At 67.8% G+C, this 22,068-nt stretch carries 25 protein-coding genes; 4 read left to right on the top strand and 21 right to left on the bottom strand.

Going from position 1 to position 22,068, the window contains the following annotated elements; all coding sequences use genetic code 11:
* Positions 1–25: 25 nt before the first annotated feature.
* Entirely contained in the window at positions 26–655 is a 630-nt protein-coding gene (locus ACWPOC_RS03585) for a carbonic anhydrase (RefSeq protein ID WP_120281274.1), read from the bottom strand.
* Between the two features lie 93 nt (positions 656–748).
* Here ACWPOC_RS03585 and ACWPOC_RS03580 point away from each other — a divergent pair, with 93 nt between their 5' ends.
* Positions 749–1,633 (top strand): HhH-GPD family protein, encoded by an 885-nt coding sequence (locus ACWPOC_RS03580; RefSeq protein ID WP_120281273.1) that lies wholly within the window; start codon positions 749–751, stop codon positions 1,631–1,633.
* Between the two features lie 97 nt (positions 1,634–1,730).
* Here ACWPOC_RS03580 and ACWPOC_RS03575 read toward each other — a convergent pair whose 3' ends face one another.
* Complete coding sequence (locus ACWPOC_RS03575; protein ID WP_120281272.1) at positions 1,731–2,489, bottom strand: alpha/beta fold hydrolase; 759 nt, start codon at positions 2,487–2,489, stop codon at positions 1,731–1,733.
* A gap of 33 nt (positions 2,490–2,522) precedes the next feature.
* On the opposite strand from ACWPOC_RS03575, the gene ACWPOC_RS03570 reads away from it, so the two are divergent.
* Both ACWPOC_RS03570 and ACWPOC_RS03565 read left to right on the top strand, forming a co-directional pair.
* The gene (locus ACWPOC_RS03570) at positions 2,523–2,828 is read left to right on the top strand and encodes an antibiotic biosynthesis monooxygenase family protein (RefSeq protein ID WP_006550495.1); all 306 of its coding nucleotides are present in this window, start codon (positions 2,523–2,525) and stop codon (positions 2,826–2,828) included.
* Between the two features lies 1 nt (position 2,829).
* Entirely contained in the window at positions 2,830–3,360 is a 531-nt protein-coding gene (locus ACWPOC_RS03565) for a DUF1990 family protein (RefSeq protein ID WP_120281271.1), read from the top strand.
* On the opposite strand, the gene ACWPOC_RS03560 is transcribed toward ACWPOC_RS03565, so the two are convergent.
* From ACWPOC_RS03560 to ACWPOC_RS03550, 3 genes are all read right to left on the bottom strand, one after another.
* The gene (locus ACWPOC_RS03560) at positions 3,350–4,036 is read right to left on the bottom strand and encodes a DsbA family oxidoreductase (protein ID WP_120281270.1); all 687 of its coding nucleotides are present in this window, start codon (positions 4,034–4,036) and stop codon (positions 3,350–3,352) included. The two genes, ACWPOC_RS03565 and ACWPOC_RS03560, sit on opposite strands and share 11 nt — an antisense overlap.
* A gap of 61 nt (positions 4,037–4,097) precedes the next feature.
* Positions 4,098–4,538, bottom strand: a complete 441-nt coding sequence (locus ACWPOC_RS03555) for an OsmC family protein (RefSeq protein WP_060653552.1) — start codon at positions 4,536–4,538, stop codon at positions 4,098–4,100.
* 117 nt (positions 4,539–4,655) lie between these two features.
* Positions 4,656–5,954, bottom strand: coding sequence for an oxygenase MpaB family protein (locus ACWPOC_RS03550; RefSeq protein WP_120281269.1), 1,299 nt, complete (start codon positions 5,952–5,954; stop codon positions 4,656–4,658).
* 119 nt (positions 5,955–6,073) lie between these two features.
* Between ACWPOC_RS03550 and ACWPOC_RS03545 the strand changes: the two genes are divergently transcribed.
* Positions 6,074–6,700, top strand: coding sequence for a TetR/AcrR family transcriptional regulator (locus ACWPOC_RS03545; RefSeq protein WP_060653547.1), 627 nt, complete (start codon positions 6,074–6,076; stop codon positions 6,698–6,700).
* A gap of 63 nt (positions 6,701–6,763) precedes the next feature.
* Here ACWPOC_RS03545 and ACWPOC_RS03540 read toward each other — a convergent pair whose 3' ends face one another.
* The 16 genes from ACWPOC_RS03540 to folE form a co-directional block, all read right to left on the bottom strand.
* Positions 6,764–7,408: an MBL fold metallo-hydrolase gene (locus tag ACWPOC_RS03540; RefSeq protein WP_455408022.1), complete on the bottom strand. Its 645-nt coding sequence runs from the start codon at positions 7,406–7,408 to the stop codon at positions 6,764–6,766.
* Between the two features lie 152 nt (positions 7,409–7,560).
* Positions 7,561–10,104: an ATP-dependent Clp protease ATP-binding subunit gene (locus tag ACWPOC_RS03535; RefSeq protein WP_455408021.1), complete on the bottom strand. Its 2,544-nt coding sequence runs from the start codon at positions 10,102–10,104 to the stop codon at positions 7,561–7,563.
* Positions 10,105–10,374: 270 nt separating this feature from the next.
* Positions 10,375–11,805, bottom strand: coding sequence for a phospholipase D-like domain-containing protein (locus tag ACWPOC_RS03530; protein WP_120281266.1), 1,431 nt, complete (start codon positions 11,803–11,805; stop codon positions 10,375–10,377).
* Between the two features lie 150 nt (positions 11,806–11,955).
* On the bottom strand, positions 11,956–12,315 hold the full coding sequence (locus ACWPOC_RS03525; protein WP_006550504.1) for a histone-like nucleoid-structuring protein Lsr2: 360 nt from the start codon (positions 12,313–12,315) through the stop codon (positions 11,956–11,958).
* Positions 12,316–12,410: 95 nt separating this feature from the next.
* A complete protein-coding gene (gene lysS / locus ACWPOC_RS03520) occupies positions 12,411–13,877 on the bottom strand; it encodes a lysine--tRNA ligase (protein ID WP_455408237.1) in 1,467 nt (488 codons plus the stop codon).
* Between the two features lie 98 nt (positions 13,878–13,975).
* Positions 13,976–14,428, bottom strand: a complete 453-nt coding sequence (locus ACWPOC_RS03515) for a rhodanese-like domain-containing protein (RefSeq protein ID WP_455408020.1) — start codon at positions 14,426–14,428, stop codon at positions 13,976–13,978.
* 93 nt (positions 14,429–14,521) lie between these two features.
* The gene (locus ACWPOC_RS03510; protein ID WP_006550509.1) at positions 14,522–15,355 is read right to left on the bottom strand and encodes a type III pantothenate kinase; all 834 of its coding nucleotides are present in this window, start codon (positions 15,353–15,355) and stop codon (positions 14,522–14,524) included.
* Positions 15,356–15,357: 2 nt separating this feature from the next.
* Positions 15,358–15,795 (bottom strand): aspartate 1-decarboxylase, encoded by a 438-nt coding sequence (gene panD / locus ACWPOC_RS03505; protein WP_060653532.1) that lies wholly within the window; start codon positions 15,793–15,795, stop codon positions 15,358–15,360.
* A 44-nt stretch (positions 15,796–15,839) separates the two neighbouring features.
* Positions 15,840–16,778 carry a pantoate--beta-alanine ligase gene (gene panC, locus ACWPOC_RS03500; protein WP_120281263.1) on the bottom strand — a complete coding sequence of 313 codons (939 nt, stop codon included), beginning with the start codon at positions 16,776–16,778 and terminating at the stop codon, positions 15,840–15,842.
* Entirely contained in the window at positions 16,771–17,706 is a 936-nt protein-coding gene (locus ACWPOC_RS03495; RefSeq protein ID WP_120281262.1) for a DUF2520 domain-containing protein, read from the bottom strand. Before ACWPOC_RS03495 ends, panC begins: the two co-directional genes overlap by 8 nt.
* A gap of 159 nt (positions 17,707–17,865) precedes the next feature.
* Positions 17,866–19,047, bottom strand: a complete 1,182-nt coding sequence (locus ACWPOC_RS03490; RefSeq protein WP_183070633.1) for a DUF6779 domain-containing protein — start codon at positions 19,045–19,047, stop codon at positions 17,866–17,868.
* A gap of 74 nt (positions 19,048–19,121) precedes the next feature.
* Positions 19,122–19,598, bottom strand: coding sequence for a DUF3180 domain-containing protein (locus tag ACWPOC_RS03485; protein WP_120281260.1), 477 nt, complete (start codon positions 19,596–19,598; stop codon positions 19,122–19,124).
* Positions 19,599–19,609: 11 nt separating this feature from the next.
* Entirely contained in the window at positions 19,610–20,134 is a 525-nt protein-coding gene (gene folK, locus ACWPOC_RS03480; RefSeq protein WP_120281259.1) for a 2-amino-4-hydroxy-6-hydroxymethyldihydropteridine diphosphokinase, read from the bottom strand.
* Entirely contained in the window at positions 20,131–20,514 is a 384-nt protein-coding gene (gene folB / locus ACWPOC_RS03475) for a dihydroneopterin aldolase (protein ID WP_120281258.1), read from the bottom strand. The genes folK and folB overlap by 4 nt, the downstream gene beginning before the upstream one ends.
* A complete protein-coding gene (gene folP, locus ACWPOC_RS03470) occupies positions 20,511–21,332 on the bottom strand; it encodes a dihydropteroate synthase (protein WP_174247090.1) in 822 nt (273 codons plus the stop codon). Before folP ends, folB begins: the two co-directional genes overlap by 4 nt.
* Before the next feature lie 32 nt (positions 21,333–21,364).
* Complete coding sequence (gene folE / locus ACWPOC_RS03465; RefSeq protein ID WP_269072366.1) at positions 21,365–22,051, bottom strand: GTP cyclohydrolase I FolE; 687 nt, start codon at positions 22,049–22,051, stop codon at positions 21,365–21,367.
* Positions 22,052–22,068: the final 17 nt, after the last annotated feature.

Raw genomic sequence — 22,068 nt, 5'->3', positions numbered from 1 at the left:
TTGTGACCGGCAGGTGCACACGTCTTCAGTTGTCGGAGACCTCACCGATGTCGCCGAAGTGGCCGCGCAGACTCACCTTGCCGTCCTCGAGCTTGTAGGTGACGCCCACGATGGCGCAGCGGCCGTCGGCGATGCGCTCTGCGATGATGCGGGAACGATCCGTGAGCAGCTTGCCCGTCTCGACCACGTGGCGACCCTCGAGCTCGTCGACGGTGGACAGCCCCTCGGCCCGGCCCATGAGGATCGACGGAGCGACACGCTCGACGAGACTGCGGATGTGCCCACCCGGCACAGTGCCCTTGTCGAGGGCATCGATGGTCGCCGCCACGGCACCGCAGCTGTCGTGGCCGAGGATGACGATGAGCGGAACGTCGAGGATGTCGACGGCATACTCGATGGAGCCGAGCACGGAGCTGTCGATGACGTGACCCGCGGTGCGGACCACGAACATGTCGCCGAGCCCCTGGTCGAAGATGATCTCTGCGGCGACGCGGGAGTCTCCGCAGCCGAACAGCACGGCGGTGGGATGCTGACCGTTGACGAGCTCGGCGCGACGGTCGATTCCCTGGCTCGGGTGCAGCGGGGTGCCGCTGACGAAACGATGATTACCCTCGGTCAGGGCTTTCCAGGCGGAGATGGGATTGGAGTTCGGCATGCGTACATTATTCACCTGCACCCATGTCCGATTTCGTTCGACATCTTCTCGATGGAACCCGACACCCGACCCTGTGACCGGAGGAGACCCGAGATGTCCGTGGATGCGCCGTCGTTGCTGCGCTGGTATGCCGCCCAGGCGCGCGACCTGCCGTGGCGCCGCGACGGGGTGACGGGCTGGCAGATCCTCATGTCCGAGGTCATGCTGCAGCAGACGCCGGTGGCCCGGGTCGCCCCGATCTGGGAGGAGTGGGTGCAGCGCTGGCCCGTGCCGTCCGCCATGGCCGTCTCGAGTCGGGCCGAGGTGTTGCGGGCGTGGGGCAAGCTCGGCTATCCGCGCCGCGCGCTGCGCCTGCACGAGTGCGCCGGCGTACTCGCCGCCGAGCACGACGATCGGGTTCCCGAGGACGTCGACGTCCTGCTGACTCTGCCCGGCGTCGGCGCATACACCGCGCGAGCGGTGGCGTGTTTCGCGTACGGGCAGCGTGTGCCGGTGGTGGACACGAACGTGCGTCGTGTCGTCGCCCGCGCCGTCCACGGCCGGGCGGAACCCGGAAACCCCTCGACCACGCGGGATCTCGCCGATGTCGAGGCGATCCTTCCGCGTCAGCGTGCGCGTGCGGCGACCTTCTCCGCGGCACTGATGGAACTCGGCGCGACCGTGTGCACCGCCCGCACCCCCGACTGCGGGCGCTGCCCGCTGCCCGAGTGCGCGTGGGTGCAGGCCGGGCGACCCGCCCACGACGGACCGCCCCGGAAGGTGCAGAAGTTCGCCGGCACCGACCGGCAGGTGCGAGGACGATTGATGGCGGTACTGCGCGAGAGCAGCGTCCCTGTGGAGCGACCCGTTCTCGACAGCGTGTGGACCACGGATCCGGGCCAGCGCGACCGCGCCCTGCATTCGCTGCTCGTGGACGGTCTCGTCGAGCAGACCGACGACGGCCGGTTCGCACTCGCCGGCGAGGGCTCGACCTCCTAGAGTCGGCTTACCGGCAGTGCTACCCGAGTCGGCTCGCCGACAGTGCTACTCGAGTCGGCTCGCCGACAGTGCTACTCGAGTCGGCTCGCCGACAGTGCTACTCGAGTCGGCTCGCCGACAGTGCGTGCGCGGTGAGGAAGTGTTCCACGGCGGTGCGGAACTCGTCGGGCCGGTCGTCGTGCACGAGATGCCCGGCGCCGTCGACGAGGACGTGGTCGGTGCCGGGTCGCGTCGCCATCCGTCGCATCTGTCCCTCGGGGGTGATGGTGAACTCGCCTTCGAGCAGCAGCGCGGGCACGCGGATCGAGTTCCACTCGTCCCAGAAGTGCCGCGACCCCCACTCTTCCGAGATGTCGCGGAAGGTCTCGACGTCGCCGTGCAGATACCAGCCGTCGTCGCGGCGGACGAACGAATCGAGGAAGTAGCGCCCCGCGACGGGCCCGAAGAAATCGAACACCGCGTCCTCGGTGGGGAACGGCTGCGGCCACTGCGTGATCATCGCCGCCCAGTTCGCGGCCGTGCGTCCCCGGAAGTCGGGCGCCATGTCCTCGAGCACCAGCCCGGTGACCCGCTCGGGATGGGCGGCGGCGAAGCACCACGCGTGCAGGGCGCCCATCGAATGCCCGATCACGACGAGTGGTTCGGTGATCCCGGCGAGCTGGGTTGCGAGATCGGCGACGAACGCTTCGGTGGTGAGTTCGTCGGGAGCGGGACGGCCGTGACCGGCGGCGTCGAAGGTGTACACGTGCCCGTGCCCGCGTAACCACGGCACGTGACGACGCCACGTGCGGGCGCTGCCCATGAGGCCGTGCAACAGCAGGATGGGTCGTCCGGTTCCGCCCTCGTCGTGCAACACAATCGACCAAGTTAGCGGAGTAGGCTCTCGCGCATGGCAGTCGTGAAGATCAACGCAATCGAAGTTCCCGAAGGCGCCGGCCCCGAGCTGGAGAAGCGATTCGCCAATCGGGCGCACACCGTCGACAACTCCCCCGGCTTCCTGGGTTTCCAGCTGCTCCGTCCCACCGCCGGCGAGAACCGGTACTTCGTGGTGACGCAGTGGGAGTCCGAGGAGGACTTCGCCGCGTGGCGCGACGGCGACGCACGTGCCGCCCACGCGGGTGAGGCGAAGAAGCCCGTCGCGACCGGCGCCTCGCTCCTCGAGTTCGAGGTCGTCCTCGACGTCAAGAAGTCCTGAGATGTCCGCGTCCGGCGGGTCCGGGCGTGAGTTCACCTATCCGGAGGTGGGAGCGAGCCTGCGTGCCTTCCGCGGCGAGGCACCGCTCCCCTCCGGTTATCGGCACCTGAAGGTCGAGAGCGAACTGGGCAGCGGCGACACCGTGTTCGAGGTCGCCGCTGCCCGGTTGTTCTCGTGGGACATGCATCGCGGCGCGGGCATACGAATCCCGGCCGGTACGCCCCTCGCAGTACCCGGCGTCGAAGTGGATCTCGGCTTCGGTCTCGGTCCGGTGCGCGCGTCGGCGCGGTGCCGCGTGATCGACATCGTCGACACCCCGGACGTACGCGGGTTCACCTACGGCACACTCCCGGGTCATCCCGAATGCGGCGAGGAGACCTTCGTCGTCGAGCGCACCGCGGACGGGCGGGTGCGGGGCACGGTGCTCGCGTTCTCCCGCCCCGCCCGCTGGTATACAAAGTTGGCCGGTCCCGTCGGGCACCTGCTCCAGCAGCAGATCGCGCGACGTTATCTCGCGGCACTCACAGCTTGACCGTCACATCGTCGACGGCCTTGCGCAGGAACTGACGGAAGACGTCCACCGGCTGCGCACCCGACACTGCGACGGCGCGGTTGGCCACGAAGAACGGCACCCCCTGCACGCCGATCCGTCGTGCGTCGAAGAGATCGGCGGTCACGGCGTCGGCCGCGGCCTCACCGGCGGGATCGTCGCCGTCGAGGGCTGCGCGCGTCGACTCCGGATCGAGCCCGACCTCGGTGGCGACCTTCACGAGGACATCCACATCGTCGACCACCTCGCCGTCGACGAAATGCGCACGGAACAACGCCTCGAGGACCTCGTCGCGCTTGTCGCCGGCCAGATGCGCGAGCCGATGCGCATCGAAGGTGTTGGCGGCGACGACGTTGTCGAAGTCGATCTCGAGTCCCACGTCGGCAGCGGTGTCCGAGACCTGGGCGAACATCTGCCGGACCTGCTCGGCCGGCATCCCCTTCATCGCGACGAGCGCCTCGATCTCGGGGACCCGTCGCCCGACCGGTGTGTCGGGCGAGAGCTGGTACGACCTCCAGGTGACCTCGATCCGGTCGCGGTCGTCGAAGGACTCGAGCGCCTCCGCGAAGCGCCGCTTGCCGATGTAGCACCAGGGGCAGGCGATGTCGGACCAGATCTCGATGTGGGCTGTGGGGAGAAGTACGTCGGGCATGCTCATATTCGGGTACAACCCGGCCCTGACGTGCTCTGTTCCCGGGCCGATCGGTCCATGAACCCGGTCAGCTCTCGAGGGCGGCGTCCAGGGAGATCTCGACGCCGGTGAGTGCCTTGCTCACGGGACATCCCGCCTTCGCGTCCTCTGCGGCCTTGACGAAGCCGTCGGCGTCGAGGCCGTCGACCTCACCCCGCACCTTCAGTTCGATTCCGGTGAGCCGGAATCCGCCCGCCGGGTCGGGCCCCAGCGAGACGTCGGCGGTGACCTCGAGGCTCTGCGGTGTGCCGCCCGCCTCCGCGATCAGTGCGGACAACTGCATCGCGTAGCACGACGAATGCGCGGCGGCGACGAGCTCCTCGGGGCTGGTGGTGCCGTCCGCGTTCTCCGCCGAGCGTTTCGGGAACGACACGTCGAACGTGCCACGGCCCGAGCTGGTGAGCTCCACCTGACCGGAGCCCTTCTGCAGATCCCCGTTCCATGCGGTCCGTGCGGTACGAGTGGGCATGACCTCTCCTTCTCTGCGTGCGACAGCTCTGCATGCGACAGTTCCTTCACGAACCACACTTGCAGAGTCGCGATGGTGGCGAGGGCTGTTCGCGCCAGAGCGTTCCCGATGTCCGGATCAGGCCGATCGCGCCCGGAGTTCGCGGTCGCGTTCGCGGATCGACTGCACGGCTCCGTCCCGTTCGTAGGGCCGTACTTCGAGCCGCCGCTTCACCTCGGCGATCTCCCGCATGCGCTCGGCGTGACCCCGCCGGGCGGCGCGTCCGGCACCACCGGGCACCAGGACACTCAGGCGGTCGCGTAGGAGGTTGCGCGCGAACCACACCGGATACAGCGCCGCCATCGGGCTCAGTCGCGGAACGCCCACGGCGTCGGCGTATCCGGAGCCCAGCGACAGGCGGGCCAGGTCGGCGTGGAAGTGGTAGTGCGCCCAGCTCCTGATGCGGTTCGCCGCGCCGGGGCCGTCGACCCCGTAGATGCGGGGAACGGCCTTCAGCGCGGCCTCGGTGAGAGCGGCGGACGAGTCGTCGGGGTCGACCTCCGACCAGACCGCCAGCCAGATCAGACGCAGGAGCTCGTCGAAGGACGTGACCTGCAGTTCCGCCGTCACGCCCATGGTGTGGGCGACGTAGCGGTAGAGGTGGACGATCGCGTCGCGCTCACGTCGCGAGTACCAGTGCCCGGCCGCCATGACGGCGAGGGCCACCCCGGCGATCGGGATCATCGTCACGCAGTAGTGCAACTGGTTCACGGGCCGGCCGTGCGTGTCGGTGTTCCAGTCGTCGACCCGATCGATCCCGGCACGGATGTAGGCGTGCACGACGCGGACACGGGCGGTGTTCTTCGTCCCCGCTCCGAAGCGCTCCATTCCGCCGGGCGCCGTGCAGTCCATCGACCACGAGACCGTCTCGACGATCCGACCCGCGGCGCGTTTCGCGAGGTCGCCGCCGCGCAACAGCACGTCGTTGACGCGCGGGGAGACGTAGCTGGCCGGGAAGGCGATGGCGGTGGTGAACGCCATGAGGGTGCTCATCGGCATCCGTGCGATCGCCCGCGCGGCGAGATCGAGCTTGTCGTAGTCGACCCAGAACGGCACGTCGTCGAGGGTGGCGATGAACGCTGCCACCTCGGGTGCGGGATCGTCCACGGTCTCGATGCCGTGTTCGAGTGCCTGCTCGAACTGTGTGCGGATGCGGAGCCGGTCGCGGCGCATCGCGGCGACCAGATCGTCGGCCACGGGATCGCAGGTGTGCGCGAACTTGGCGAACGCCCGGGCCTGGGCCCGGGTCGGTCGCACCGAGTCGCCGGCGAGCAACGACATCGCCAGACGCGGGCCGCCCTCTCGCAGGATCGGCTTCGGTGCGAGTCGATCGGTTCGGTCGTGCAGGTGGGCAGTCGACGGGGCATCGATCGTCACGTTTCCTCCTCGTCCGGATTCGGGGATCGACTATGACAAGGATTCCGCAATTAGTAAACACTTGATTCCGGAATTGATCGATTCCTGAAGGTCGGTGGTGTTGTGCCACACTCGACGATGTGTCCGAGCCCGAAGCCACCCGCGCGTATCGCGGCGTCGCCCCGGCCGACCGGCGCGCCGAACGCCGCAAGCGTCTCCAGAACGCGGTGATCGACGTCGTCGCCGACGAGGGCTGGTCGGCGGCGACGGTACGGAAGGTCGCGGCCACAGCGGGAGTCGGCCCGCGCTTCTTCTACGAGAGCTTCACCGACATGACCGACCTCGTCACCACCGCCTACGACGAGCTCGGCGCGACCCTGCTCGAACGCGCCGTCGACGCCATCGCGGCGGCCCCCGACGAGCTGCACGCCAAGGCGCGCGCCGCGGTGGGAGCGATCGTCGGCGCCGTCGAACGCAACCCCCAGCAGGGTCGCTTCCTCATCTCCGACGCACCCCCGCTCGCCGAACGGAAGAGCGCGTTCATCCGGTCCGCCGCCGACGAACTCGCCAAGCAGAGCGACGCGGTGGGCACCCGCCTCGACTCCCGGCAGGCCGAACTGTGCGCGGTGGTCGTCATGGCCGGTGCCGTCGAGCTCGTCCGCGGCTGGCTCGACGGCACGCTCGACATCCGCCCCGACGAACTCACCGAGATCGTCGCCAGCACCCTGTCGACACTCACCGCGCACATGCCGACCATCGGCAGATGAGCCGGCCGGCAAGGTCGGCCGCGACCCGCGGCAGGGCAGATCGTCCGGAAAGAAGATCTCTGCTCAGCCCTGCACCGCGGCCGACAACCCGGTCAGCGCCTGGTCGATGTGGGCGGGCCATTCCCGGGGGTCGATCCGGTGCACGCCCGACTCCCCCGCGAACGCACTCGAGATCACCACATCGGGTTCCGTCGTCGCCAGCAGGCGCAGACTGTCGGCGAGCGCACGGGCGTCGCTCATCCCCTCGATGTAGCCGGCCCGCCACTTCCCCGAAGCACCGCGGTACAGCGTGTCGCCGGTGAACAGGTAGCGGGTCCCGTCCGCGCCGGGCACCAGATAGCAGATGCTCCCCACCGTGTGCCCGGGCGTCGGAACGATCTCCACTCCATTGTCGTCCACGTGACGGTCCGTCAGCGGGACGTCGATGCGGGCGTGCCGGCCGACCACGTCGGTCTCCGCCGCTGCCCCGTGGAGTCTCGACCCGAAGCGCTCGGCGATCCTGCCGAGCATCGGGCCGGCCTCGTCCTGGTGGGACAGGTACTGGTCGGTGATCCCACCGAGGCGGTCCAGTGCGTCGAAATCGGACTCACCGGCAACCGAATAGAAGAGCACGTTGTTCTTCCCGGTCCACAGATAGGCGTGCGTCCTCAGCCCCGGGAACGGGTTGTCCTCCTGTGTCTCCCACAGATCGGGCAGTACTTGCCGCATCGCGATACCTCCTGGTCGTCGTCCGGTCACCACCACCGTGCAACCTCGAGCCGACTGGAGGTCAAGCGCGTCGGACGGCGAGAGGGGCGGCACCCTCTCGGGTGCCGCCCCTCTCGGTACAGCAGGCGCCTGCTCTCACAGGCAGCGGACGCTTATCCGGATTCGGACTCGCCCTCGCTGGACTTGGCCAGCGCGACCGCCGGGGTGTCCGGGACCTCGGCCGGCTTCTCGCTCGGCGTGAACGTGAACTTCGCGTTCTCGCCGGCGCCCTCGCCGTCCCAGCCCTCGACGTCGACGAGGACGATCTGGCCCGCGCCGATCTCGCCGAACAGGATCTTCTCGGAGAGCTGATCCTCGATCTCGCGCTGGATCGTGCGGCGCAGCGGACGTGCGCCGAGCACCGGGTCGAAGCCGCGCTTGGCGAGCAGCGACTTCGCCTTCTCGGTGAGCTCGATACCCATGTCCTTGTTCTTCAGCTGCGTCTCCACACGTCCGACCATGAGGTCGACCATCTGGATGATCTGCTCCTGCGTGAGCTGGTGGAAGACGATGATGTCGTCGATACGGTTGAGGAACTCGGGCCGGAAGTGCTTCTTCAGCTCGTCGTGGACCTTGTTCTTCATCCGCTCGTAGTTCGACGCCTCGCCCGTGCCGGCGGAGAAACCGAGCCCCACGGCCTTCGAGATGTCGGCGGTGCCGAGGTTCGACGTGAAGATCAGCACGGTGTTCTTGAAGTCGACCGTGCGTCCCTGGCCGTCGGTGAGGCGACCGTCCTCGAGGACCTGCAGGAGGGTGTTGTAGATCTCCTGGTGGGCCTTCTCGATCTCGTCGAACAGAACCACGGAGAACGGCTTGCGGCGCACCTTCTCGGTGAGCTGGCCGCCCTCTTCGTATCCGACGTAGCCGGGAGGAGCACCGAACAGGCGCGACGCGGTGAAGCGGTCGTGGAACTCGCCCATGTCGATCTGGATGAGCGCGTCGTCCTCGCCGAACAGGAAGTTCGCGAGCGCCTTGGACAGCTCCGTCTTACCCACACCGGACGGGCCGGCGAAGATGAACGAACCGGACGGACGCTTCGGGTCCTTCAGGCCGGCACGCGTACGACGGATCGCCTTGGCGACGGCCTTGACGGCGTCCTCCTGGCCGATGATCCGCTTGTGCAGCTCGTCCTCCATGCGGAGCAGACGCGTGGTCTCCTCCTCGGTGAGCTTGAACACCGGGATACCGGTCCAGTTGGCGAGGACCTCGGCGATCTGCTCCTCGTCGACCTCGGCGATGACGTCGAGATCGCCCGCACGCCACTGCTTCTCGCGCTCGGCACGCTGCGCGACGAGCTGCTTCTCCTTGTCGCGCAGGCTCGCGGCCTTCTCGAAGTCCTGCGCGTCGATCGCCGATTCCTTCTCGCGACGGGCGTCGGCGATCTTGTCGTCGAACTCGCGCAGGTCCGGCGGCGCGGTCATGCGACGGATTCGCATGCGTGCACCGGCCTCGTCGATGAGGTCGATCGCCTTGTCCGGCAGGAAGCGGTCGTTGATGTAGCGGTCGGCGAGAGTGGCCGACGCGACGAGCGCCTTGTCGGTGATCGAGACGCGGTGGTGCGCCTCGTAGCGGTCGCGCAGACCCTTGAGGATCTCGATGGTGTGCTCCACCGTCGGCTCCCCGACCTGCACCGGCTGGAAGCGGCGCTCGAGAGCGGCGTCCTTCTCGATGTACTTGCGGTACTCGTCGAGGGTCGTCGCACCGATGGTCTGCAGCTCACCGCGGGCGAGCTTGGGCTTGAGGATCGACGCGGCGTCGATCGCGCCCTCGGCAGCACCGGCACCGACGAGCGTGTGCAGCTCGTCGATGAACAGGATGATGTCGCCGCGGCTGTTGATCTCCTTGAGGACCTTCTTCAGGCGTTCCTCGAAATCGCCGCGGTAACGGCTGCCGGCGACGAGCGAGCCCAGGTCGAGCGTGTAGAGCTGCTTGTCCTTGAGGGTCTCGGGGACCTCACCGTTGACGATGGCCTGCGCGAGGCCCTCGACGACGGCGGTCTTACCGACACCCGGCTCGCCGATGAGCACCGGGTTGTTCTTCGTACGACGCGACAGCACCTGCATGACGCGCTCGATCTCCTTCGCCCGGCCGATGACCGGGTCGAGCTTGCCCTCGAGAGCTGCCTGCGTGAGGTTGCGGCCGAACTGGTCCAGGACGAGCGACGTGGACGGAGTGCCGGTCTCGCCACGGCTCGTGCCGGATTCTGCGGGCTCCTTGCCCTGGTAACCGGACAGCAGCTGGATGACCTGCTGACGCACCCGGTTGAGGTCGGCGCCGAGCTTGACGAGCACCTGCGCCGCCACGCCCTCACCCTCGCGGATGAGACCGAGCAGGATGTGTTCGGTACCGATGTAGTTGTGTCCGAGCTGGAGCGCTTCGCGAAGGCTCAGCTCGAGGACCTTCTTGGCACGAGGAGTGAAGGGAATGTGCCCCGAGGGCGCCTGCTGACCCTGGCCGATGATCTCTTCGACCTGGCTGCGCACACCTTCGAGGGAGATACCCAACGACTCGAGCGACTTCGCCGCCACACCCTCACCCTCGTGGATGAGGCCGAGGAGGATGTGCTCCGTGCCGATGTAGTTGTGGTTGAGCATCCTGGCCTCTTCTTGAGCCAGGACAACGACGCGCCGCGCGCGATCGGTGAACCTTTCGAACATCGCACTCCCTCACACTCTCCGGCCGCCGGTCCGGTACGCCGATCGTCCCGCACCCTGCTGCCGCTCTTAAGCTCCGGCACTCGAGTCGTTCGTCGGAACCTTTCAGAGGTTCCAAGCTCCCACTCCACACTCTAGTGGTCGTGGTATCGACTCGCTTTCCCTCTACCCTTCGGAAGGCGGCGAGAAAACCCGGTTTCAGAAGTTAACGCTGCACGTGGCGGATACGTTTCCGCAAGCTGTACGCCACAAGCGAACAGCGGCAGTGGAAGATCAACGGGCGAAGAATCGCTCGATCCTGCGTCCGAGGCTCCGCGAGGCGCGTTCGGGATCGGCCAGAGCACTTTCTGCGAGGACACTGTCCTCGTCCGACACCGTACCCGGTTCGAACGGCCGCAGCGAACGTCCCGGGCCACGCAACCGTTCGATGGTGGAGATGAGCGAGCCGCCGTCCTTCGTGGCCTCGGCGATCGCTTCGGGGTCGACGTCGAGGTGTTCCGCCACCAGGATGTTGCGCAGCTCGACGGCCGCGCGGCCGACCGCGTCCCCGGGTTCGGCGGCTTCGATCGCCAGGTCGCATTCGGTGTCGAAGCCCATCGAACGATTGTTCAGGTTCGACGACCCGATCCGCAGCAGCGTCTCGTCCATCACGACGACCTTCGCGTGCACGTAGATCGGCTCACCGCCGGCGGTGACGGGATAGTAAGCGGCGAATCGGCCGTGCACGTCGGCCTCCCACAGCATGTGCAGCAGGGCACGCCGGGCACCGTCCATCGCCTTGCGTTCGAGCCAGCCCTCGGCGTTGCGCGGGATGACCACCACGATCTCGGGGCCGTCCGGTTCCTGCAGTCGTTCGGCGAGCGCGTCCGCGATCCTGCGCGAGGCCAGGTACTGACTCTCGAGGTAGAGGGTGTGCCGGGCCTTCTCGATCACCGACAGGTACAGCGCCTCGATCTCGTGGACGCCGTCCTTCCCGTCGTAGGTGGGCAGGGTGCGAGCGATGCCCACGTCGACACCGCGGAGGGTCGGTTCGAGATCGTCGGGCCAGATCGGTTCCGGCTCCGGCACGGGCTCGATTTCCTCCCCCGTGGCCGCCTTCCACCGGGCGCGGGCCTGGTCGCCGAGGGCCCGCGCGGCATCACCGTCGACAGCGGTCGTCACGTCGTGCCACGGCCCGTAGCGTTTACCGCTCGGCTCGCGCCGGTATTTGCTCCGGTCGGGATGATCCGGGGTGTCCCAGCGGTCGACGGTCATATCGATACCGCCGCAGAAAGCGATGCTGTCGTCGACGACGAGAATTTTCTGATGATGCGCCGCGCCCACGGGATGCGCCCCGTCTATTTCGAAGTGCAAGCGTGGGTCGGTGAGCCAATCGAGCACGAACACCGGCGTCATTCCGCGCGCGAGGGCACTGAACGCACCGATGTTCCACTTGAGGAGATAAATATCGAGATCGGGACGTCGTTCGGGAAGCCATTCGAGGAATTCACCGAGTTTGTTCGGTCCCTCGAGAGTCGCGCCGTCGGGTTCGAACTTGATCCGGGTGTCGAAATCCCATCCGATCAGCATGATGCGCTTTTCCGCGCGGAGCATCGCCGACTTGGCGTGACGGAAATAGTCGGCCGCGTCGACTATGCAGGTCAACCTCTCCGCTCGCGCGATTCGCCAGCAGGTGGAACCAGGTTCGAGCACGGTCTCGGCCATGAGCGGATGCTACTCCCCGACCGCATCGTGCCGGCTCGACCGCACGATCGGGTGGTGTGACGGGCGCCACTGTGTCGCAACCGAACCCGTCCACCGACGACTGTGGGGCGCCGTCCACGGATGGACGACGCCCCACGGACGAGGATGTCGTCAGTGCGCCTTGTTGTACGCCTCGACGATCTCCGCAGAGATTCGGCCACGCGCCGAAACCGGCAGATCGTTGTTCCGTGCCCATTCACGGATAGCGGCCGTCTGCTCGCGACCCGCACTTCCGGATCCGCTCTTGCGCGCAGCCGGCGCAGTTCCGGCCGCGGTCTTGCTCCGCTTACGGCCGCCGACCTTGCGAGCGTGTTCGATCCAGAATTCCAACTGCTCGCGCAGCCGTGCCGCATTGTCCTCGGAAAGGTCGATCTCGTACGTCACTCCGTCGAGACCGAACTCCACCGATTCGTCCGCCGCCGATTCCTGATCCACATCGTCGATCAGGGTGACAGTGACTTTCTTCGCCATGTGGTGTAAATCCTCTCGCATGCGCTTCCCCCCGCGGGACGGGCACCACACTACCCGCCGATTAACGCATCGCAATATGGAGCGGCGAAATCCGATTAACGGGTGTTCGGTCGGACAATCGGGAACAGGATTGTTTCGCGGATTCCCAGACCGGTAAGTGCCATCAGCAGACGGTCGATTCCCATTCCGGTACCGGTGGTCGGCGGCATTCCCTGTTCCATCGCGGCGAGGAAATCCTCGTCGAGGACCATTGCCTCGTCGTCACCTTCCGCGGCCAGGCGTGCCTGGTCGACGAAGCGCTCGCGCTGAATCACCGGATCGACGAGTTCCGAGTAACCCGTGGCGAGTTCGAAACCGCGGACGTACAGATCCCATTTCTCGGTGACCCCGCGCACGCTGCGGTGGTCGCGTGTCAGCGGCGACGTCTCGACGGGGAAATCACGCACGAAGGTCGGCTCGTTCAGCTGGTCGCCGCACATGTGCTCCCAGAGTTCCTCGACGAGCTTGCCGTGGCCCCAGCCCTTACCCTCGGGAATCTCCAGACCGACGCGATCCGCGAGAGCCGTCAATTCCTCGAGCGTCATGTCGGGGGTCACGTCCGCGCCGATCGCCTCGGACAGCGAGGGATACATTTCGAGGGTTTTCCATTCACCCCCGAGGTCGTATTCCGTACCGTCGGCGAGCGTCACCACATGGCTGCCGAAGACCGCGAACGCGACCTCCTGGATGATCTCGCGGATCATCCGAGCCGAATCGTCGTAGGTGCCGTACGCCTCGTACGTTTCGAGCATCGAGAATTCCGGCGAGTGAGTCGAGTCGGCACCCTCGTTACGGAAATTGCGGTTGATCTCGAAGACCTTCTCGATACCGCCGACCACGCAGCGCTTGAGGAACAGCTCCGGCGCGATACGCAGGTACAGATCGATGTCGAGCGCGTTCGAGTGCGTCACGAACGGACGGGCCGCCGCGCCGCCGTGCAGGGTCTGCAGCATGGGCGTCTCGACCTCGAGGAAGCCACGACGCTCGAGTGCGTTGCGTAGCTCGCGCACCACCGCGACACGCATGCGCGCGTTGCGGCGCGCTTCGGGACGCACGATGAGGTCGACGTAGCGCTGACGCACCCGTGCCTCTTCGTTCATCTCCTTGTGCGCGACCGGCAGCGGACGCAGCGCCTTCGACGCCATGGTCCACGAGTCGGCCATGACGCTGAGCTCACCTCGACGGGAGCTGATGACCTCGCCGTGCACGAACACGATGTCGCCGAGGTCGACCTCGGACTTCCAGGCGGCGAGCGCCTCCTCGCCGACGCCGGCGAGGCTGAGCATGACCTGCAGCTGGGTGCCGTCGCCCTCCTGCAGCGTCGCGAAGCACAGCTTGCCGGTGTTGCGCGAGAACATCACGCGGCCGGCGACGCCCACGACGGTGCCGGTGGCGGTGTCGGGTTCGAGGTCGGGATACTCGGCGCGGATCTCCGCGAGCGTATGGGTGCGCGGGATCTCGACGGGATAGGCGTCCGAGCCCTGTGCCAGGAGCCGTTCGCGCTTCTCGCGGCGGACCCGCATCTGCTCGGGGGTGTCGTCGGGCTGCTGAACGGTGGCATCACTCACGGGTAACCAGACTATCGGACACCCGAGGTCACTATTCCTGCAGATGCGCGCTTTCAGTGAGCGGTGACCCGCGCCACGTCCTGCGCGACGTGCTGGGCCTCGGCGACTGCGCCGACCAGGCGGGCCGCGCGGATGGCGTCGTAGCCTCCGACGAGGTGGGTGACCCTGCGCAGACCCTGCGCGTGCAGTTCGGTGACCACACCGTGCGAGCTCACGCCGTCGGACGAGACGAGGATCCATTCGACGTCGCGGTCGACGGCGAGGGCGAGACGGCCCGGGCCGCTCGGATCGAGTCGCTCGGCGACGAGATCGACGGAGATGGCCAGTGCACCGGGAAGTGTTCCCTGAGCGGCACGTTCGGCGTTCGAGCGGATGTCGACGACGACGGCTCCGCGGGCGACCGCTGCGGACAGTTCGGTGGGGTACGTGCGCTCGACGGCAAGCCGGTGGAAGGCGACCGGAGCAGCGGTGGAAACAGAAGTGGTGGAAAGAAGCGCAGCGCGCATGAGAAAACTCCCAGGAATGTGTTATCGGTCGAGGCGGCGGTCAGCCTCGACAACACTCCTGGGTGCTCATGCAACGGATCACGAAGAACATTTTTACACAGAATGGCGCTCAGCGGAACCCGCAGTTCCGCGTGCCGCTCGTCTCACCTGGTTCCGCTCGTACACCAGACGCAGTCCCTCGAGGGTCAGATCCGGCTCGTGGTGCTCGAGAGTGCGCGACTCCGGCATGATCAGCGGCGCACTGTCGCCGGTGCCGATCACAGCCACGTCGTCGCCGTCGAAACCGGGCACCTCGGCGCAGATCCGCCGCACGATGCCGTCGACCATCCCGGCGAACCCGAAGACGGCCCCGGACTGCATGCACTCGACGGTGTTCTTGCCCAGAACACCTCGGGGACGGAGCAATTCGACCTTCCGCAGTGCCGCCGACCGCGACGCCAGCGCATCCATCGAGATCTCCACACCCGGAGCGATGGACCCGCCGAGGAACTCCCCCTTGCCCGACACGACGTCGACGCACGTGGACGTCCCGAAATCCACGACGATGCACGGGGATCCGTAGAAGTGGTAGGCCGCCAGACTGTTGACGATGCGGTCGGCGCCGACCTCCTTCGGGTTGTCCACGAGCAGCGGCACTCCCGTGCGCACCCCCGGCTCCACCACGACGTGCGGCACCGACGACCAGTATCGGTCGAGCATGACGCGCAGCTCGCGCAGCACCGACGGCACGGTCGACAGCGCCGCCACCCCAGTGACCTGCTCGGCGGATTCGCCGAGCAGACCGCGGAACAGCAGGGCGATCTCGTCGGCGGTCATCCTGGGGTCGGTACGGACGCGCCAGTCGCGCAGCAGCCGCGCGTGCGAGCCGCTGCCCGCGAACACCCCCAGGACGATATTGGTGTTGCGGACGTCGACGGTGAGGAGCACCTCTAGACCAGGGACGGCGAGTCGAGGGTCGACAGCATCCGCGGCGTGATCAAGCCCGAGCCCTCGGGAGCGTGGGCGGGATCGTTGCCGAGCTCGACCTGGCGGTTGTCGGCGTCGACGAACACCACGCGCGGGTTGTAGTCCTTGCACTCCTGCTCGTTCATCACGCCGTAGGCGATGAGGATGACGAGATCGCCGGGGCTGACGAGACGTGCTGCGGCACCGTTGATCCCGATGACGCCCGATCCACGCTCACCGGCGATGACGTACGTCTCGAGCCGGGCGCCGTTGTCGATGTCGACGATGCAGACCTGCTCGCCCTCGAGCAGATCCGCGGCGTCCATCAAATCCTGGTCGACGGTCACCGAACCGACATAGTGCAGATCCGCGTGGGTGACCGTGGCGCGGTGGATCTTCGACTTCATCATGGTGCGGAACATGCTCGTCCTCGGTTTCTTTCTCGTTTCCGAATTCGATCGGTGGGTCAGCGGTTCGTCAGGTTGTCTTCGGCGTCGGGATCCACCGGGCCGGTGGCTCGTTCGAGGAAACCGGTGCCGACGGCAACCCCGACGTTGTCGATGAGGCGTGTGGAGCCGAGCCGTGCGGCGACGAGCAGTCGGCCGTCGCCGCGTTCGGGTGCCGGCCCCAGATCGGCGCCGCGCACCTCGAGATAGTCCACCTCGATCTGCGGGCTCTGCGCGAGCACGTCGCGTGCCGTGGACAGGATCGCCTCGGATCCGCCTGCTGCGGCGTGTGCGCCGGCGACGAGCGCCGCAGACAGCGTGGTCGCGATCTCGCGCTGCTCGGGGTCGAGATAGCGGTTGCGGGAGGACAGTGCGAGCCCGTCCTGTTCGCGCACGGTGGGAACGCCGAGGATGCGGATGTCGAGATTCAGGTCGGCGACCATCTGACGGATCAGGGTGAGCTGCTGGTAGTCCTTCTCACCGAAGAACGCCGTGTTGGGACCGACGATGTTGAACAGCTTCGCGACGACCGTCAGCATACCCGCGAAATGCCCGGGGCGCGAAGCACCTTCGAGCTCCGACCCGAGCGGACCCGGGTGGATCGTTGTGCGCGGGCCCTGCGGGTACATCGCCGAGACCGTCGGCACGAAGGCGAGTTCGACGCCCGCTTCGCGGAGCAGTTCGAGGTCGGCGTCGAGAGTGCGTGGGTAGGCGTCGAGGTCCTCGTTCTTCCCGAACTGCAGCGGGTTGACGAAGATCGACACGACCACGACGGCACCGGTGAGCTTGGCCTGGCGCACGAGTTCGAGGTGACCGGTGTGCAGCGCACCCATCGTCGGCACGAGTGCGACGGTGCGGCCGACGCCGCGCAGAGCCCGGGTGACCTTGGTCAGGCCTGCGGGATCGTGGTGAACGGTCAGTTCACCTCGCACGTATCCGCGCTGTCCTGCTTCACTCACCGTATTCAGCTCCTTCGAGAATTGCCATCAGTTCCGGCTTCGACCCGGTCCGTTGTGCCGATCGCAGCGACAGCGCGCGGTACCCGGCGGCGATCTGCGGGTCGACGGCCTCGAGCGCACGCAGGTGCGCGGCCACGGCGTCGGCATCGCCGCGCGCGACCGGCCCGGTGAGGGCCGAAGGCCCGCGCCGCAGCACGTTGTCGAGCGCCGCGGAGAGCAATGGCTGCAACACCCGCTCGGCGACTCCACCGGGGGCGGCGTCGACGAGTTGCTGGCCGAGCAGTTCCTCCCCCTGCAGGGCGCTGCGCAGCGCCTCGACGGCGTCGGCGACCAGCGTGACCAAGTGGTTGCTGCCGTGCGCGAGCGCGGCGTGGTAGGTCGTGCGCATGGCCTCGGGGACGCGGACCGGCTCGCCGCCGATCTCGAGGACGAGGGACTGCGCGATGGCGTAGCCGATCTCGTCGGCGGCCGTGATGCCGAAGCACGCGGAGGAGAGCCGGTCGATGTCCTCGTCATGGCCGGTGAAGGTCATCGCGGGATGGATCGCGAGCGGCACGGCGCCCTGCTCGGTCAGCGGCTCGAGGATCGCGGTGCCGTGGGCACCGGAGACGTGGACGACGATCGTGCCGGCAGCGACCGAACCGGTGGCTGCAAGGCCCTTGACCAGGGACGACAGTTCGGTGTCGGGAACGGCGAGAAGAAGGAGATTGCAGCGGCCGGCAACCTCGTCGACCGGCAGGATCTGCGAATCCGGCAGGCGGGTGGCGGCACGGTGCCGCGAGACGTCGGAGACGGCCGAGCAGGCCACGACGACATGACCGACGCGTTCGAAAGCTGCGCCGAGTGCAGTGCCGACCCGTCCGGCGGACACGATTCCTACCGACAGGCGCGCAGGCGCGGGTGCGTTGGTGATCCCGAAGGAATTCACGGGAGTCCTCTCGTTCGTTCCAGTCCCGCTCAGCGGGTACCGGACGTTCCGCTCGACAATAGCGCGCGCTTTCCGGGGCTCGCCACGGTCGGGCCGAGTGATCTGCGCCTCATCGACCGAGGTGGGGTGGCCGTGACCTGCCTTGCGGGCGCCCCGCGATCAGCGCTCGGCGGACAACGACGCGAGGATCTCGGCGACCGTCCGGCCCTCGCCGTCGGCGCGACGACGACGGGAGCGACGTCCGGACGATTCGTCATCGTCCTCGTCGTTCTCCTCGATCGTTTCCGCAGCTCCATCGGCCTTCGCGGCGGTGTTCTTCCCTTCCGCGGGGTCATCGCCCTTCGTCTTCGCTCCGGCTTCGTCTGCGTCCGTTTGCGGGACGGGGTCGGAGTCGGACTCGTGGTTACCGGGCTTCTGCGGCTCCGACTTCCCGCCCGCCGTCTTCTCGGCGCTCGCGACCTTCGCGTCCCCGGTCTTCGTGTCCCCGGTCTTCGTGTCCCCCGTGTTCGCGTTCCCGGTCTTCGGGTCCTCGACTTCCGCGTCCTCGATCTCGGCATCCTGGACATCCGGTCCTGCGGTCGCCGATGCAGCCGTCGCCTTCCCCGCCGTCGACTTCTCGGCCGTTCCCTTCCCGGTCGCCGTCTTTCCGGTCACCGTCTTTCCGGTCGCAGGCTTCCCAGTCGCAGCCTTGTCCTTCGCCTGCTTCTCGGGTCGCGGTTCTTCGACATCACCCTTTCCGGGCGTTTTCTCCGACGCCTTCGCCGCGCGCATGGCCGCCTCGACCGATTCGGTCTCCGCGGTGACCGGCTCGTCGTCGGGGGACGCGAAGGCCGGCCCCGACGGACGCGGAGCGGACACCCGCGCCGCCTCGCTCAGCTCACGCAGCTTCTCGGCCTGACCTTCGAGGGCGACGACGTCGTCGGGCAACCGGCCGTCGAACAACATCTCGAGCGTGCGACGCAAGGTGGCCAGTTCGGTGCGCAGGGCCGCCATCTCACCGGCGTCGAGCTTCAGATCGGCGCGGACCTTCTCCTCGACGCTCAGCTCGTACTCGCGTCGCGCCGCGATCTCCCTTTGCAACTGCAGCTCGTAGACCGTCTTCAGGTCGTCGGCCTTCGCCCGATCGAGCGCCGATTCGCGGCGGTACTTGTTCATCGCGATGGCTCCGACGGTCGCGGCCCACAGGGCGACGACCACCGCGACGCGCAGCAATTGCACGCTCTCACTGAAGATCAACAGCAGGGAGGCGATCATCGCCAGAGCGAGCAGACCGGCCACGATCATCGAGCCGGTACTGCGCCACGGACGGCGATTCCTGTCTGGTCGCGCCGAAGTTGCCATGACCATCAGGGTACTTGGAGGGGTCCACCGATCGGAGCCGGACGACACGCCCTGCCCCACCGCGAAATCCGAGGTCAGAGCGCCGGTTCGTTCGGTTCGTCGGGATCTTCCGGTGTCCGGCAACAGTATTCGAGCCACAGTGCGGCCGCCGCCAATGCGATACCGGCGAGGGCTCCGACGAGCACACCCGAGGTGTCGTCGGTGGCGGCCTGCACGACTCCGCGCTGCGGCACGAGATACAGCAGGAAGCCGACCCACACTCCGGCACTCGCGGCACCCACCAGTGCGGACGCCTTGGCGAGCGCGACCGCACGCGCCGCGGTGATGGGATGCAGCCTGCCGGGTCCCTCACCGATCTCGTGCTTGCCCACCCGCGACCGGATCATGAACGCCAGGACCACTTCGATGATCGCAACGGGATACAGCGAGGCGCCCGCGTAGACGGGGATGGGCGGCAGCGAGCCGTACATCGTGCGGACGAGCAGCCACGCGACGATCGCTGCCAGCACGGCCAGTGCCAGCAGATCTCGGATCCGGGTCTGTTTCAGCACTCGCTGCGCCCCTAGGTCGTCGGCCCGGTCAGCGTCAGGTCGGTGCGGTGCACACCCTCACGTTCGGCGGCGGCGAGTTCGCCCAGCCACTCGCCGATCCTCAACTGCCGGCCGTCGGCGGTGAGCACCGCTCCGGGTTCGACGTCGAGCCACGGGACGAGCACGAACGCCCGCTGGTGTGCGCGCGGATGCGGCAGGATCAGTTCCGGGTCGTCGCTGCGCACCTCACCGTCGCCGCTGTCGCAGGTCACGACGTCGACGTCGAGGCTGCGCGGACCCCAGCGCTGGATCCGGACGCGTTCTGCGGCCTCCTCGAGCTCCTGACCGAACCGCAGCCAGTCGCGCGGACCGAACGCGGGGTCCTCCGCGACGACGACGGCGTTGAGGAAGTCCTCCTGCACGACCCCGCCCCACGGTGCCGTCGAGTACACCGCCGAGACGGCGACGGCGCGCTCGCCCAATGCATCGACGACCGACCGCAGGTGCGCGAGCCGGTCGCCGATGTTCGATCCGATGGACAGCACGGCACGACTCATGAGGCGTTCCCCGCCGCGTCGCTGCGGGAGCGGTCGATCACCACGGCGACGTCGCCGAAGGTCAGCGGGATCGGTGCCGACGGCTTGTGGAGCGTGACCTCCACCCGGGCAACACGCGGGTCGGCGAGTACCTCGTCAGCGATCTCACCGGCGACCGTCTCGATGAGATCGCGACCCGGACCGGCGATGATTGCCGCAGCACGCTCGGCGAGTTCGCCGTAGTGCAGGGTGTCGGTGAGTTCGTCGGACGCCGCGGCCGGTGCGAGATCGAGCCACACGACGACGTCGACGACGAAGTCCTGACCGTCCCGCTTCTCGTGCTCGAAGACACCGTGGTTGCCGCGGACCCTCAGTCCCCGTAGTTCGATGCGGTCGCTCACGCGTGCACTCCTTCCGCGCTGCCGCGCTGCCAGGCACGCACCACCGCGAGCGCGTCGCGGGATGCCTGCACGTCGTGGACGCGCACACCCCACGCGCCGTGGGTGGCGGCGAGCGCCGAGACGACCGCCGTGGCGACCTCGCGACCCGCGGGCGGGCGGACCGTGCCGTCGGGCGCCGCGAGCAGCGACCCGAGGAACCGCTTCCGGGACGCCCCGATCAGCACCGGGAAACCCAGGTCGGTGAGCTCGGGCAGACGCTGCAGCAACTGCCAGTTGTGGTCGGGTTCCTTCACGAAGCCCAGACCGGGATCGAGCACGATCTTCTCGGAGTCCACGCCTGCGGCCACCGCGATGTCGACCTGTGTGAGCAGCTCGTCGCGGACATCACGGACGACGTCGTCGTAGTGCGTCGAACCGCCCGCGTGGACGAATTCACCGAGGGGACGCCAGTGCATGAGGATCCACGGCACCCCGGCCTCGGCGACCACCGCGGCCATGTCGGTGTCGGCACGCCCACCCGAGACGTCGTTGATCATCGTCACCCCGGCCTCGATCGCCGCCTCGGCGACCGAGGCACGCATCGTGTCGACACTTGTGGGGATACCCGCCTCCGACAGGGCCGCGATGACCGGCGCCACCCGGGACGCCTCGACCTCCGGGTCGACGCGTACCGCGCCCGGCCGGGTGGACTCGCCACCCACGTCGACGATGTCGACGCCGAGCTCGCGCAGCTCGAAGCCGCGGGCTATCGCGGTCTCGCGGTCCAGATAGCGACCGCCGTCGGAGAAGGAATCACTGGTGACGTTCAGTACGCCCATCACGACGGGCCACTGTTCTGCGGGGAAGACGGTCACCGGCGCAGGATCAGATCCAGGGCCTCGGCACGCGACGCCGAACTGGTCTGGAACAACCCGCGCACGGCGGAGGTGGTGGTGCTGGCGCCGGGCTTGCGGATGCCGCGCATCGCCATACACAGGTGCTCGGCCTCGACCACGACGATCACACCGCGCGGCTGCAGCTTGCGCATCATCGCGTCGGCGATCTGGCTGGTGAGGCGTTCCTGGACCTGCGGGCGCTTGGCGTAGAGGTCCACGAGACGCGCCAGCTTCGACAAGCCGGTGACGCGTCCCGTCGGGCCCGGGATGTAGCCCACGTGGGCGACCCCGTGGAACGACACGAGGTGGTGCTCGCACGTCGAGTACATCGGGATGTCGCGCACGAGGACGAGTTCCTGGTGACCTTCGTCGAAGGTCGTGTCGAGGACCTCGTCCGGGTCCGTGAACAGTCCCCCGAACACCTCACGGTAGGCGCGGGCCACCCGGGACGGGGTGTCGCGCAGACCTTCGCGGTCCGGATCCTCACCCACCGCGATCAGCAGTTCGCGCACGGCCGCTTCGGCTCGGGCCCGGTCGAACGTACGTCCCGCGTCCACGCTCAACTCGTGGGTCGTCACGTCCTCCGGGTCGGAACCCGTATCCGATTTCAGGTGGTTCACCGACACCCGCTCGCCCTCCACTCTTCGCTCACTCGTCTCCATCGGAACCGACGGTCCCG

Source organism: Rhodococcus sp. 5G237 (assembly GCF_053764735.1).
Note: the sequence above shows the minus strand (reverse complement) of the source record. Positions and strands in the feature narration are given on the sequence as shown.